The sequence below is a fragment of the Paraburkholderia sp. BR14320 genome (assembly GCF_040948665.1).
Classification (GTDB): Bacteria; Pseudomonadota; Gammaproteobacteria; order Burkholderiales; family Burkholderiaceae; genus Paraburkholderia; species Paraburkholderia youngii.
On sequence record NZ_JBFPKG010000069.1, the window covers coordinates 1 to 13,394 of the forward strand.

Genomic DNA, 13,394 nt, shown 5'->3' on the forward strand with positions numbered 1-13,394 from the left:
TGCTTCTTCCAGTCCGTAATCTGGTTCGGATGAACATCGTACTGCTGCGCCAGCTCTGCCAGCGTCTTGTCGCCCTTTAGGGCTGCCAGCGCTATCTTTGCCTTGAATGCCGGGCTATGCGACCGGCCGCTTCTTTTTGCCATCTTTGGGTTCCTTTTGCTGGTCCCTATGACCAGCTCAGGCCCCGACCGTTCCACTTACCGACCTTGTCCGAAATTCCGGCGCCACCTCTGTTTGCCTTCGTTGAACGCAAGCCCGCAAGATTCGTGTGGGAGACCGGCGCAGTGTCATCGCCGGTCGCTGAGCGTCGCCGTCGTTCAGGCGCTACCGAAAGCAGTGAAGTCAATGCCTTGCGCGTTGGCGATCGTACTCGCTCTGGCGCTTGAAAAATTTCTCGCCTCAGCGGTCTTGGACCTGAGGATTGAAAGTGGCACGGCCATTGGGATGCCAACGAAATCATTCGCTTGTAGGGGTTATAAGCTGGAACCGCCGATTTTTTCGAAATTCTTCGAATTCAATAGGTTAGCGGCTATTTTCGGGCGGCAAAGGCCTGATCCATATCCCTCGCACGCTGGATTTCGTCGCCGTGCAGGTACATCGATGTCGTCGCGATCGATGCATGGCGCAGGTTGTCGCGCACGCTGGTCAGTTTGGCCCCGCTAGCGAGCGCGTGGCTCGCGTGACTGTGGCGCATCCAGTGCGGACTCGCGCGGCGCAATTTTTCGGCAGCTACCGGATGATCGGCCTCGATCACGTCGGCTGCCTGTGCGAAGAAGCGGCGCATGACGCGCCCCAGACGCGAACCCGCGATACCCGCGTCGCCGTCTTCGCCCAGACTCGCGACCAGTGATGTCTTCGGGTTGCAGCGTTGTGGCGTGACAGGCAGGCGTCGCTGTGCAAGGTACTGATCGAGCGCAGTACGCGCGAGCGGCGGCAGTGCCACCTTGCCGGGCTTGCTGCCCTTGCCGACCAGATGCAGCCAGTGATCACCGTGCCCGTCCACGCGGATGCTGCCGAGCTCGGCGCCGACCAGTTCGCTCGCGCGCAGACCCGTCGCGTAGCCGAAGTCAAGCAGGAAGCGCAGCCGCTGCGCCGCTGGCTCCGACCAGCCATAGGACCATTCGAGGCCGTCGGCAATCGCGCGGACCTGCAGCCACTCACCCTCGGTGAAACCGCGCGTCGTGTCCAGCGCTGGCTGCGAGGCGTGGCCTCGGACCTTGACGCCGGAAAACGGATTGGCGAGCACGTTACGCTGCTCGATCAGCCAGCGAAACAGCGCCGAGAGCACCGTCAGTGCGTAGGCTGCGGAGCGCGCTGACAGGGCGCCCGTAAAGGGGCGCCATTCGACGGAATCGCGCGGCCGCGGCGGCCCGACCCAGCGCTCGCGCGGCGTCGGACGTCTCACGAACGCCCGGTAGGCGATCGCGTCGTCGGTTGTCAGTGACGACAGCGCCCGCCCGCGTTCGACGATCGCCCACAGGATCAGCCGCTCGGCCTCCTTGCGATAGGCGCGCTGCGTCGTCGCTGTTTCGTGCAGCGCAAGCCACGCCTGTACCGCCTCGTAATCGTTCGTCACGTTCAGCGTGCAGGCATTACGCGGCGCCCGGAAACTGCCCTGCGAGCCATCGACCTCGTGCGGCAGGCGCAACTCTTCCCACGGCACGATGCTGCGTGGCTGGGTGACCGCGACCAGTGCGCGGGCGCGCTCGGTCAACAGCGGATGCTCGGCGAAGAATGCTTCGACTTGCCGAGCCCCCATCGCGCCGAGCCCCTCGATCGTTCGCCACCATCCGCGCCGTCGCCGGATGCGTACGGTCAGTTCCGAGAGCGTATGGATGCCGTGTGCACGCAGGGCATTCGCGGTCCGGGGTGCGAGCCACCATTCAATGTCGTCGCTGATCTGGGGCTGTGGCGCAGTCAACGAGGGCAACGTCCTGAGCGCGTGTTCAACTGCCTTGGCTCGGCCCTGCCGCTCTTGGCGCGTGTGCTGGAATACCGCCGCCAGATCCAGTCGATGGCGGCTTTCGGCGAACGCAATGAGCTGCCGGCGGATGCGGCCGAGCATGCCACGTGCGGACTGGCCCGGCGCCTTAAGGCCAGGCAGGTAGCGCAGGACGGTTGCACGTGAACTGAGGCCTGCATACCAGCCACGCAGCGCGGCCAGCGCATCGGCATCCGGGAACCCCCGGGTTCGGCAGGCGTCGCGAGCCGGGCTCGGGCATTACACGTTTCGCAACGAGAACCCGATCGACATCGCAGCCATGCTTGCGGGTCTCGACCTTCTCTAACCACCTGAAATCAAAGGACTTCCAAAATTTCGGCGATTCCGGCTTACAACCCCATGTACGGCCAGGTCTCAGGGCAGATGTCAGGTGTAACCTGGGTTTTTCTCAACGAGGTAGTTGCCAAGCACGAGGTAGTCGATGTCGGTCTTCAAAAATGTATTAATGGCGTCCTGAGGGCTGCACACAATCGGCTCCGAGTCGTTGAAGGAAGTGTTTAGCAGCAGCGGAACGCCTGTGAGTGCCTCGAACTCAGAAATCAAGCGGTAGTACTCAGGGTTATCCTCCCGATAAACCGTCTGCGCACGTACAGTTTGGTCAAAATGAACGACCGCCGGGATCGCACCCGCCTTTTCGGGGTGGACCACTGACGTCGTAAGCATGTACTTTCCTGCATTCACGTCGGTACTTCCGATGAACCATTCCTCTGCACGTTCTCCGAGAATGCTTGGACAGAACGGACGGTAAAGTTCGCGATGCTTCACCTTGACGTTCATCAATTCGCGGATGTCTTTGTTGCGTGGATCTGCTAGCAAGCTACGCGCACCAAGCGCACGCGGCCCCCACTCCATCCCACCACTGAACCAACCGACAATGTTGCCATCAGCGATAAGCTGCGCGGCTTTCCCCGCAACTTCCACCTTGTTGTAGTTCAGGTTCGTGCGAGAAAGCACCGCCTCGATTTCATCGTCAGTGTAGCTCGGGCCGAGGTAGGCGTTCGTAAACACATAGTCCCGCGGCCGACCAAGCATTTGATTCCAAATCAGGAATGCAGCCCCCATCGCGGTGCCAGCATCGTTGGAGGCCGGCTGAATAAAGATATTGTCGAACAGCTTCTCACGCACAATCGCGCCATTAGCTGCACAATTTAGCGCGACGCCCCCGGCCATGCACAAGTTGCGATGGGTTTGATAATCGAAACGACGCAGGATTTCTACGAGCACCTGTTCGGTCAGCAACTGCAGGCCAGCTGCGACATTCACGTAGGCCTGCCAGTTCTCGACGTTGAAGTCCACAGGTTCATAGCGCCTTGGCAGGCCGAAAAGCGTCTCCAACGGAGAAAAGTCTGGCGATTCATGACGCAGCACGGCCAGATCGACGCTCATGTTTTGCTTGCTAGTCACAATCTTCGCAAATAGGTCAATGGTTTTGGTAGCGTCGCCATAGGCGGCGAGACCCATGACCTTGGACGCATCGTACTGGCTAAAGCCAAGATATTTTGACAGCTTCTCCCACACAAACCCGAGTGAATTCGGAAAAATAAAATCGTGCACTTTGCGCAGTTGCGTGCCCTCTCCGTAGTACAGCGAAGTACTCGCCCATTCCCCGATTCCGTCAATCACGAGCACCGCGGCCTTATCGAACTGCGACACGTGGAAGGCGCTTGCGGCGTGGCAATCGTGGTGCGGCAGAAAGTGGAAGGTCCCCCTGAATCCGGCGTTCTCAATCAGTTGCCTGCGCGCGGACAGCACCCCATCAATGAAGTCCAGCCCCCCTTCGATTGTCTGGTAGCTATCCTTCTCCAGCGGCCACACGTGAGGCGTGTCGTTCGTATCCCGCCATTGTGCCACACCCTCTTGAAGAATTTCAGGGCTGAAGGAGTAACCGAGGTGCTCACAGTCGGCAAGCGTGATGCCCGCAGCCTCGAGACACTTATTGATCGCGAGCCATGGCAACTCGCCCGTCGTCCCGGGACTGGCGAGTTTCCCATGCTTGATGCGATTTAGACGCTCCTCTTCGATCGCCATTACGACTTGCCCATCCTTGATAAGACAAGCGGCAGATTCGTGGTAAGCGGCGTTAATACCAAGTACATACATCTTGGAATCCTTTAAGGTTGAGGCTACTTCAATACTTCACTGACCAGTATCTCGACGATGCATTGATTACCGGAACAGTGCCTAGCACCACATCCAGCGTTCGTTTAGAGGAAATCGCTCGTCAAAATCTCTGCTGTTGCTTCCTCGCTGGTGCCAGAGAAAAATTCCCTGGTCATGGATGACGAGTGGTCAACTGAAATTTTCTTGTAAAAACGCAATTTCGAAAAAAACTGGAAAAATCAAGTACATTTTGTCGGCTGACCAGTTTTTTCATCGATTTCCTCATAAGTAAGCTTGCTGCGCCTTATCATTGTCGGCGTGGATGGTCTGACACCGGGTCGCGTAGACAATGAGCGAAGATCGAACTTCTCGTTCAAATCGACCACCATCGTATATCGCGGGCCGGCTTCGCGATTGATCGCAGCATGTGTCCCATGTACATGCAGAAACCCGATGTCTTCCGCTTCCATTCGAAAGACATCGGACGACTCCGAGTGCAATGCAGTTGGATTCGTCTTGAGCATGACGTGGGACTCGCGTGAACTTGCGTCCAGCCTCGCCGAACTCCACCATATCCCGGTTCGGGAATGGCATGCCCGCGTGAATTTTCATCACACGTACCATACGAATTGCAGAAGGCTCGAAGAGAACGTTGAGCAGTTCATCGAGATAAGTCAGTTGCACACCGAGCGACGTAGACCCTGCATCTTTGTTTCCCGCATTGAGCCTCGTATCGTTTACCTCCGAACAAGGGTTTCTTAGATTGTATGTATGGAATGTGCCAACTCGAAACTCCGAATACACTTCCGGTGCGGGAGGATGTTGTTCTAACAGTGCTAGGTCCTTGGCCAGTCGTTGCTCGTCAAACGCAACCTTACCTAGAAGTGCCGATATCATATGTATCCCGTGAATTTGCCATATAGGTCGTCAAGCCATATCTTCGACAACGGAGTTCTAATAGCGACGGCGTCCTGGCCCGTCTCGATATACAGAAGTGTCGTACCCGTCACGCAGGATCTGGATGGTGATCACCGCATCCATGACACGCTGCATGCCAATCCACAGTATCTTCGCGCCGGGTTCACCATCGCCCTTGCGCCCGAGGAATCCGCCCAGTGACGCGATCATCCGTATCATCTGGTTAAGCGTCGGTGGCTTTTTCGGGCGGGGTTTCTTTGAGAGCACGTGAGCGCCGTGTATCTCGTCAGCCTCAAATAACAGCGAAGCATCCAGGTCCGGGCTGGTCCTGCCCAGCCGCATGAGCCGTGCGATACGCCAGGACACCACCATATACAGTACAAGCGCCTTCTCCACGCGCTCCATCTGCGAGAGCTGCAACGTTTCAACCCGGCAGGCGTTCTTGAACACATTGAAGAACATCTCGATCTCCCACCTCGCGCGGTACCTGTCGATCAGTTCGGTGAGGGCATGTGCATTCGGCACTTCGCGGTTGCTCAGCAGGCGCCAGACGACGGGCTTCACGCCAGTGGGCGCATCCACTTCACATGCCTCAATGCAGCTCAGTTCGACGCCGCCGCGCCCGGGTAACTTCACGCGCTGTGCTCGCAGTTCCTGCTTCACTTCACGCGCCTTCTGGCGACCCCGCCCGGGCAGCACGAAGCTGACATGACCGAGCACCTCGCTCGCGTGTACCGTCTCCCACGGTTTTGCTTCGCCCTTGAGTGCCCAATTGTGCTGGGAGCGGATCAGCCAGTCAGCCGCTTCGCCCAACTCCTGCGCACGCTGCATGAGCGCGGCGATATCACCTTCGCGATCGGCCACATATACCAGCCGCGTGCCCGGCATGGCCGCCGCCTGCTGCGCCACGATCTCCTTTAACGTTCTATCCATCGTACGCTTTCGCAGACGCCGCCACGCCGGCCGTTATCGTCGCGCGGCGCGCGCCCACATCCAGGCGTTCATGACACCCAGCGCCTCGCGATCCGGTGTGACCGCATATGTAGCGTGAAGGTACATGCCTACCTGCGCTTCATAACTGAGCGGGCCGGCGCCCTCGATATCCTGCCCGTTGACGTTCAGCTCGGTCGTGTCAGCCACGCACAGGACTACCGGTAACTCGCCCATGCGCACAGCGGTGCGATCCCAGTGCGGGTGCATCATGTCGCGCCAGTCAATGTGACTCATTACCCAGAAACCGGTATGCCGCCATGGTCTCGGCCCAGCCCTCACAGGCACCCGGAATACTCGCCGTGGGACGCGCGGCGAACCGCTTCAGCAGTTCCTTCGCACGACGATCCCGCCTCGGGTCGCCCAGATCCAGTGTTTCAAATTCCTCGTCCACCCATGACCCCGGCTCATTACGAATCCGCATTCGAAAAGTCGAGAGTAAGCGCGAAATTCTGGCAAACCCCGGTCACGCCGGTGCATCGCTCAATGCGCTTTAGGATAAACGGCTGCTACTGCGCTACTTCTGTATAACGAGATGGTCCTAGCCGTCGCATCACCTGATGATTTAGGTGGCAGGTACCAGTTGCTCAATATTGTAGACCGCTTTTTCAATATCATTGAAGAAATCACACCCGATCAGGAACATTCTCTCAGAGGCCGACAGCCCTTTTTCCTTGTCGTTCCCGGACAAGTCAATACGAACCGCCGGGTTCTGTCGCGATAAGGATGACGGGCAGAGCATGCTCGCATATGTACCTCGCCGTATTCCGTCAGTCCTCGAAGGTTATTGATCTGCATCGTTCGGAACTTGAGCAGTTGCTGCCTCATCCGGTGCAGCCCAAGCATCGCTTGCTGCATCTCGGTTTTTACCGCTACCGGCTTGCCTGGCTGCTGTACTGCCAGCCAGATCGCCCGGGCCTCCGCCGCATCGTTCTTATTTCGGATGTTGAACGCCTTCACAAACTCCCCCCGGCATCAGCTTCACCTCGTGGCCCATCGTCGTCAGTTGCCGAGCCCAGTGGTGCGCACCACCGCACGCTTCCATCCCGATCAGGCACGGCGTAAGGTTCGCGAAGTGTTCGAGGAACTTTGCTCGCTTGATCGGCTTGTTCAAGATCTCGCCGGTTTCCTGATCGATGTAATGCAACTGGAACACGTTTTTCGCGATGTCCATACCGACTGCTGTACGATTCATCACTGGATCCTCCGGTCGCCTTGGAAAGCTTCCTATTTGCCACTTGGGCACATCGATGCCGTTGACCCGTGAAGATCGGTCACGGGGTGGGACGCGTTCATTTCATTCTTCGAGGTTACGGAGGCTCAATGAGTACGCCACGTACCACCGGACGCACAGCAGGATCACGTCCAGCGGGTAGTGCAGCCGCTTCAATACCTTGCCAATGCCGGCGGGCAGCATCTTGCTCGGCGTCTTCGTCTTTGCCATCATGCTTGTCATACGTTGTGGTCGACGATTTTACTTGACCGCGCTAATGCGACAAAACCCCGCCAACTCCGGTGCTGTTAAAAACCTTAGAACTGGGCGATATTAGAAACTCGAATGGATATCGAAAAAACAATTGATATCCATTCGATTCGCGATTCGTGGTACGTTGGTAGCAAATGTCGTGCGGCCCGTAGTGTTTTGATTTTTGGTTGTGCGCGCACAAAGTCTTTCTTGATCGGTAGTTTGGCTGGGGTGAGGCATCTGCGGGCGGCAATCGTGATCTGAAGCGGCGCGCTCAGCTTATTCTCGGAGATGGCGTGGACTTGACGTGCATGCGAACGCTTGCCCGCTCTGGCGGGTATGGGGGAAATCGCGACATCAGCAACAAGGGGTCTATGTTCGTGAGTCGCCGGGAACTTGTCAACGCACTAGCCTTTCGATAGTGTTCGCGAACCCGCATTTCAGTGGTCGGCATTGACTTCGATGCTTATCGTGACTGGTGTCGTCGTAACGGCGGCGCGCTTGGTTAGATGCCCCCGGTCTTGGCTGGGAGATTGAGATGTCGCATTGTATTCCTTTGGTGCGCCTGGATCATGGGGCGAATAAGCGCTCAACCTTATCAAAAGTGTCTAGTGTTATTGTCGGTAGTGGTACGCTAGCCATTAAGTGTGCTCAGCTAGCCAAAGAAAAGGGGCATGTGATCCGCGGGCTCTGTTAGGGTGACGCAGGAGCGGGGTAGAATGAAGCGATGAAGAAAAGAAAGTCGCTTTATCACGGTCACCGCTTTCCCTGCCATCGTCATCAGCTGCGCGGTTCGCTGGCATTTCCGATTCAGCCTGAGCCTGCGCGATACCGAGGAGTTGTTGCTCGAGCGTGGTGTCGTCGTCACGTACGAAACAATCCGTTGCTGGTGCGACAAGTTCGGCGCTGAATTCGCCCAGCGTGCAAAGACGGCGCGGGGCAACACATGGCATCTGGATGAGATGTTCGTGTCGCGGGGAGCCGTATCTGCTGTGGCGCGCGGTCGATGAGCATGGCACTGAACTCGACGTTCTGGTGCAAAAACGACGCGACAAGGCCGCAGCCAAGCGCTTCTTCCAGTGAGTGCTGCGATCAAACCGGTGCCGCGCAGGATCGTCACTGACCAGCTACGCAGCTATCCGGCAGCACTTTGCTTTACCCAGACATCGAATGAAAGCGGCAAGTCACCGTGCCGCACTTTCGGAACCATTCGCCACATGGTACGGTTGGACTGGAACTGCCTCAATCGGTAAGGCTCTTTAATAAGGATAACTACCGTTACCAATACCGGTACGCGTACAGTCTACGTTCGTTAACTTGACAAAGCTAGGAAACTGGGACTGTTTAATGGTTACCGGGTTCCATAAACCTTGACATGAAGCAGACAGGAAAGCCGTGTGCGGGAAAAAACCGCATGCACGGTTTGACGTGGCGGGAGTTGGAAACGTGACTATGGCAGCCGGACTGAGGACCACCGCGAAAGCGGTGGAGAGACCACCGGAGCCTACCGTGTGCGCGCCAGTTCTCGACCCTACCCTCTCGAACAGGATCATCGGGCGATCAAGCGCCGAACTCGACCGATGCTTGGGTTCAAAAGGTTTCGTTGTGCCCGCATCCTGTTGGGCGGCATCGAAGTTATGCACATGATCGTCAAGGGGCAGATGGACGATGGCGGCGTTGGTCAAACTCCCGCACAGCAATTCTATTCAGTGGCTGGATAAGGGATCCATACCATATCGGACTTGGCCGACCTCTCGCTCTTACTGCGACAGAACCCGCTTTTTGGGCGGTTATTCGCGATCTCGAGAATTTATGCATGCCTTGGTCACAACAAGTCGCATTTACGCGGCTTGATCAGCGTAGCCTTAACCCAAACCAAGAGAGGAATCTTCCGTGGCATCAAAGAAGATATTAATTCTGCTCATAGCTGCTTGGCTGGACGTTTATAACGGCCCCGTCAGCGCGCAGACGCTTAACACCCGGTTCTTGGGTTGGATCGGCAAAAGCCAGCACGGCTACTCCTTGGACGGATCGGACTGGCACTATTGTTTCGGTGGCTCTGGAGGAAGCTGTGGAACCGTGGCGTTAACGACAGGCCATTCGTCATGCCACACCACCAGCTTTAACATCGGTGCGCAGTGGGGAATGCCGATAAAAATCGGCGAAATGGCGATCGATGTCGGGATCAATAAGTCATGGACTGCATGCAATATTCGTAGCGAAACGGTCACTTGTGGGCCTAACCCGGGCTGGAAGGGCCGCGCAGTCATCAACTTCAGCGAACGATGGGGGAAAGTCCACGTGATCGGAGCGGATAACTACCTCACCTTGCAGTCAAGCTGCCCAGCGGGATGGCGTTCCGATTGGATGGGGGGGGAGAGTTGGCGTTGCACATACGTCGGTGGCGCATATGATCGTGAAGGATATTTGCCAGAGTGGCGTGGCAGTAGCTGCAACTATCAGCGCATTTAGTTACTCAGATCGCGATTCGCCTCGTTCATTGGCTTGAGACAGCGGAGTGTCTTTGATGTCGCCACGATACCGCCAAGAGCGAGGCGTGCACTGTATCAGACGGCTGACGTTCCTTATCTACAAATAAAACTTATGTCCTTCAATATAAATTTAACTTCACGGCGTCGAGTCCATCTAGCCATAGTTGGATGCTTGCTGATGGTGGTGGCAGGGTACCTCTTATTTCTCGCCGCGCCCACGGTAAGTTCGGAGCAAGCGAAGCGCGCATACAAGCCCACAGACTTGAGGTCTTCCGAAGCCACCGCGACAAGCAGCAAAGAGGGAATTGCGTGGCCCGATGGCATTAATGCCGGCGGGAGTTTGGCCACCGATGACAAGCCCTCTGGAGCGGCATCCAATGATACACCTGTACAAATTGACGCGAGCCTTCGTGCGATCTTTCAGAAGATCGTGAATCGCGGCAACATGTCTCAGAATGAGCTGGATGAGTTTCGGGCTCGGCTGCAGATTGCTTTGGAAAATGACCCCGAGGTCGCAAAGCTTGTGACTCAGTTCTATCACGACATGCCTGCCGAACAGGGCATGGAGCGAGATATTCTTCGATCTATCCTAGTTGATTCTGCAATTGGCAGAGACATAGTCTTGCAAGAAGCAAATGCCATTTGGGAGGGCAGAAACGAATCCAAATATGCCGAGATGTATGAGACTTACTTCAACATGCCAAGTCAAACGCCTCAAGAGGTCTTCAGTAAGGCGCTGAGCGATTTGAGGAACGATGCCACGACCGATGAGAGGACCGCTGTCGCGCGACTGAATCTCATCGGCACTCTTGAGGAACCAAGCATTCTCGATGCCGCGAACTTAAGAAGTGAGGCCGTGCAGACATTGAACCAGATAGCGGACGGCCACGATAGTGAGTTGATACGTGCACTCGCTGTACAAAAACTCTTTCGGCTGAATTCCCCGGGGGAAGCTGCGAATATCGCTATCGGCCAGCTTTCCAAAGGTGCCTATCCGGACTTGGTTCGTGAAACGCTGAATTCCGTCAGCAGCGGTGATGTCGAGCTTACGCCGAACTTGCGCACAGCTTTGACCATGGCTGTTAAACGTCCGTAGATGGCGTCTGTCAAACGAAGAAAAGTTGGTACGAAATTGCACAAATGTTGAGACTTCCCTGGTTCGACGATCGACTCCGACGAAGTGGGCCTTGCGTGGCGCCGGTTTCCCGTCGGCGCGAGTCAAGCAAGTTGTCGCCTCGGTCATGCGGCCAATGGCTCTATATCAGTCGAGTGCGTATGTGTTTTAACGATGCAGTCGCGCTCGGGATTCAGTGTTACTGCGCCGACAGGCGTCCAGGTCCTGGTGGCGCCGGACCAGCGCCGCAGATTTCGTTCGCGGGCCTGTAGATACGGCTTTGTCAAGTTAACGAATGTAGAATGTACGCGTACCGGTATTGGTAATGGTAGTTATCCTTATTAAATAGCCTTACCGATTGAGGCAGTTCCAATCCAACCGTACCATGTGGCGAAGGCACGGTGACTTTCCGCAAAGTGCTGCCGGATCGGGCCGAACCGTGAGAGAAACGCCTGAGTGCGACGCGCATTGCGAAATGCCGAGCATCTGGCGTTCGCGTCTGCGGGTCGGCTGGTGGCTATTCTCGGCGCGGTTATTCACGCGTGCAACCGCCTTGACGAAAACGTGCTTCACGTGAGCGAGCTCTGGAATCGTGGACTTCACTGCCGGATAGCTGCGTAGCTGGTTAGTGACGATCCTGCGCGGCACCGGTTTGATCGCAGCACTCGCTGGAAGAAGCGCTTGGCTGTGGCCTTGTCGCGTCGTTTTTGCACCAGAACGTCGAGTTCAGTGCCATGCTCATCGACCGCGCGCCACAGCAGATACGGCTCACCAATTACGTTGCCACACTCACCAACCTCATCGGTGCGCACGAGCACGAAAGCCATTACGTCTTCGACCTCTGTTACCACAACACGATCGATATCGCGCCGACGATTATCACCGCAGACATGCACAGCATCAACAAGATGAATTTCGCGGCCATGTACTGGTTCGAGATGGACTTTGCGCCGCGCTTCACCAACCTGCAAGCACAGCTGCAACATCTGTTTTTCGGCGACGACAACATTGAGCAGGACGACAATTTCCTGATCAAACCCGCTGGACAGATCGACTTGCCCGCCATCTGCGACGATCCGTGTGAACCGCCCCGGGGATTTCCCTCAGGATTACCCACAAGTAATGCAGTCGTGCTATTCGTTCTGCCTGAATATTCGGTACATCATCGTAATTTCATGCAGAACAAGAAAGCCACGCCAGATGACGGTAGGCCCTAAAGGATGATCACGCTTTCGGGCAAGATAGCCGCCGAGTCTGGCGATCCACAAAATCACCTGCGCGAGTGAGGGCGGTTCATCGGGCATTTCTGTACTACCGTGCGTACGGCAGTAGAGGGCCTGCCACTCGATTGGCTGCAGCAATACTTCGCACGACAGGTTTCCATCAAGCCGTGCAAGCAGCATCGCGTACAGGATTCTCCGGTTCTGTTGCAGTAAGGGTGTCGGGACGAGAAATGTCGATATGGTAAGTATTGCTTATGGCACAAGGGAGTAAAACTGCTGGGAAGCAGGCGACGGGTCTTTGCCCGCACATTTCATCTGTCCTTTCCTGATCATGTGCATTACCTCGATGCCGCCGAGAATGACCCTCGCACGGTGGAAGTTCTTGAATCCCAGCATCGGCCGGGTCCGGCGTTTGATTGCCCGATGGTCCTGTTCGACAATGTTGTTCAGATACTTGATCTGACGGACCTTGATCGGCGTCTCGCGATCGGCATTCACCGCATCCAGTGCGGCCAGATTGGAGCCGCTTTTGTCGATGGTCACGGTCTCTGGCGTACCATTATGGGCGATCGCCTTTTCAAAGAACCGCCGGGCAGCGACCTTGTCCCGCCTGGCCCTGAGCAGGAAGTCGACCGTGCCGCCCGCCTTGTCCACTGCCCGCTAAAGATATTTCCACTCACCTTTGATCTTGATATAGCTCTCGTCCATTCGCCAGCTTTTCCCAACCGGGCGCTTGTGCTTGCGGAAGCGCCTTTCGAAGAGCGGCAGCAGCTTGATGACCCAGCGGTACACCGTCGAATGATCCACCGCGATACCACGCTCGTCCATCATTTCCGCAAGATTGCGCAAACTCAGCGAATAGGCCACGTACCATCGCACGCACAGCAAAATCACGTCAAGCGGGTAGTGAAGGCGCTTCAGGACCTTGGCCAGGCCCGGCGCGAGTGTGGTTCGCGGTGTCTTCGTCTTCTTCATCGCACAGCTCAAAAATTCGCTACCCAATTTTAACGTGGGCCTTACTGCAACAGAACCCGAAAATCACGGGGACCCCGATGCGGGGTTGTGTCGCGTTAAGGACGATGCGACGATC

The 13,394-nt window shown here is 56.6% G+C and carries 7 protein-coding genes and 8 pseudogenes; 5 read left to right on the forward strand and 10 right to left on the reverse strand.

Annotated features, from left to right (window positions below; genetic code table 11):
• From AB3X89_RS35415 to AB3X89_RS35445, 7 genes and pseudogenes are all read right to left on the reverse strand, one after another.
• Positions 1-143: transposase (locus AB3X89_RS35415; RefSeq protein WP_368587406.1), on the reverse strand; the 143-nt coding region annotated here is incomplete at its 3' end.
• Positions 144-529: 386 nt separating this feature from the next.
• The gene (locus AB3X89_RS35420) at positions 530-2,164 is read right to left on the reverse strand and encodes a phage integrase family protein (protein ID WP_368587407.1); all 1,635 of its coding nucleotides are present in this window, start codon (positions 2,162-2,164) and stop codon (positions 530-532) included.
• 204 nt (positions 2,165-2,368) lie between these two features.
• The gene (locus tag AB3X89_RS35425; protein WP_368587385.1) at positions 2,369-4,102 is read right to left on the reverse strand and encodes a carbamoyltransferase; all 1,734 of its coding nucleotides are present in this window, start codon (positions 4,100-4,102) and stop codon (positions 2,369-2,371) included.
• A gap of 239 nt (positions 4,103-4,341) precedes the next feature.
• Positions 4,342-4,626, reverse strand: coding sequence for a hypothetical protein (locus tag AB3X89_RS35430; RefSeq protein WP_368587386.1), 285 nt, complete (start codon positions 4,624-4,626; stop codon positions 4,342-4,344).
• A gap of 430 nt (positions 4,627-5,056) precedes the next feature.
• Positions 5,057-6,383, reverse strand: a pseudogene (locus AB3X89_RS35435) (IS4 family transposase).
• A gap of 380 nt (positions 6,384-6,763) precedes the next feature.
• Positions 6,764-7,205, reverse strand: a pseudogene (locus AB3X89_RS35440) (IS110 family transposase); the annotation flags it as partial.
• 105 nt (positions 7,206-7,310) lie between these two features.
• Positions 7,311-7,457 (reverse strand): annotated as a pseudogene (locus tag AB3X89_RS35445) (IS6 family transposase); the annotation flags it as partial.
• Between the two features lie 745 nt (positions 7,458-8,202).
• Here AB3X89_RS35445 and AB3X89_RS35450 point away from each other — a divergent pair.
• The 4 genes and pseudogenes from AB3X89_RS35450 to AB3X89_RS35465 all read left to right on the forward strand — a co-directional run.
• A pseudogene (locus AB3X89_RS35450) lies at positions 8,203-8,623 on the forward strand (IS6 family transposase); the annotation flags it as partial.
• A gap of 390 nt (positions 8,624-9,013) precedes the next feature.
• Positions 9,014-9,196, forward strand: a pseudogene (locus tag AB3X89_RS35455) (DDE-type integrase/transposase/recombinase); the annotation flags it as partial.
• A gap of 172 nt (positions 9,197-9,368) precedes the next feature.
• Entirely contained in the window at positions 9,369-9,947 is a 579-nt protein-coding gene (locus tag AB3X89_RS35460; RefSeq protein ID WP_368587387.1) for a hypothetical protein, read from the forward strand.
• Positions 9,948-10,145: 198 nt separating this feature from the next.
• Positions 10,146-11,063: a hypothetical protein gene (locus AB3X89_RS35465; protein WP_368587388.1), complete on the forward strand. Its 918-nt coding sequence runs from the start codon at positions 10,146-10,148 to the stop codon at positions 11,061-11,063.
• A 359-nt stretch (positions 11,064-11,422) separates the two neighbouring features.
• Here AB3X89_RS35465 and AB3X89_RS35470 read toward each other — a convergent pair.
• Positions 11,423-11,863: pseudogene (locus AB3X89_RS35470) on the reverse strand (DDE-type integrase/transposase/recombinase); the annotation flags it as partial.
• On the opposite strand from AB3X89_RS35470, the gene AB3X89_RS35475 reads away from it, so the two are divergent.
• Positions 11,816-12,298, forward strand: a complete 483-nt coding sequence (locus AB3X89_RS35475; RefSeq protein WP_368587389.1) for a Tn3 family transposase — start codon at positions 11,816-11,818, stop codon at positions 12,296-12,298. The pseudogene AB3X89_RS35470 and the gene AB3X89_RS35475 sit on opposite strands and share 48 nt — an antisense overlap.
• Here AB3X89_RS35475 and AB3X89_RS35480 read toward each other — a convergent pair.
• Positions 12,215-12,499, reverse strand: a pseudogene (locus AB3X89_RS35480) (IS4 family transposase); the annotation flags it as partial. The gene AB3X89_RS35475 and the pseudogene AB3X89_RS35480 overlap by 84 nt on opposite strands.
• Before the next feature lie 57 nt (positions 12,500-12,556).
• A pseudogene (locus AB3X89_RS35485) lies at positions 12,557-13,279 on the reverse strand (IS6 family transposase).
• Between the last annotated feature and the right edge of the window lie 115 nt (positions 13,280-13,394).

Coding starts and splice junctions, on each gene's coding strand:
- AB3X89_RS35475 (WP_368587389.1), top strand. CDS start 11,816: ATGCTCATCGACCGCGCGCCACAGCAGATACGGCTCACCAATTACGTT.
- AB3X89_RS35430 (WP_368587386.1), bottom strand. CDS start 4,626: ATGCTCAAGACGAATCCAACTGCATTGCACTCGGAGTCGTCCGATGTC.
- AB3X89_RS35465 (WP_368587388.1), top strand. CDS start 10,146: ATGGTGGTGGCAGGGTACCTCTTATTTCTCGCCGCGCCCACGGTAAGT.
- AB3X89_RS35425 (WP_368587385.1), bottom strand. CDS start 4,102: ATGTATGTACTTGGTATTAACGCCGCTTACCACGAATCTGCCGCTTGT.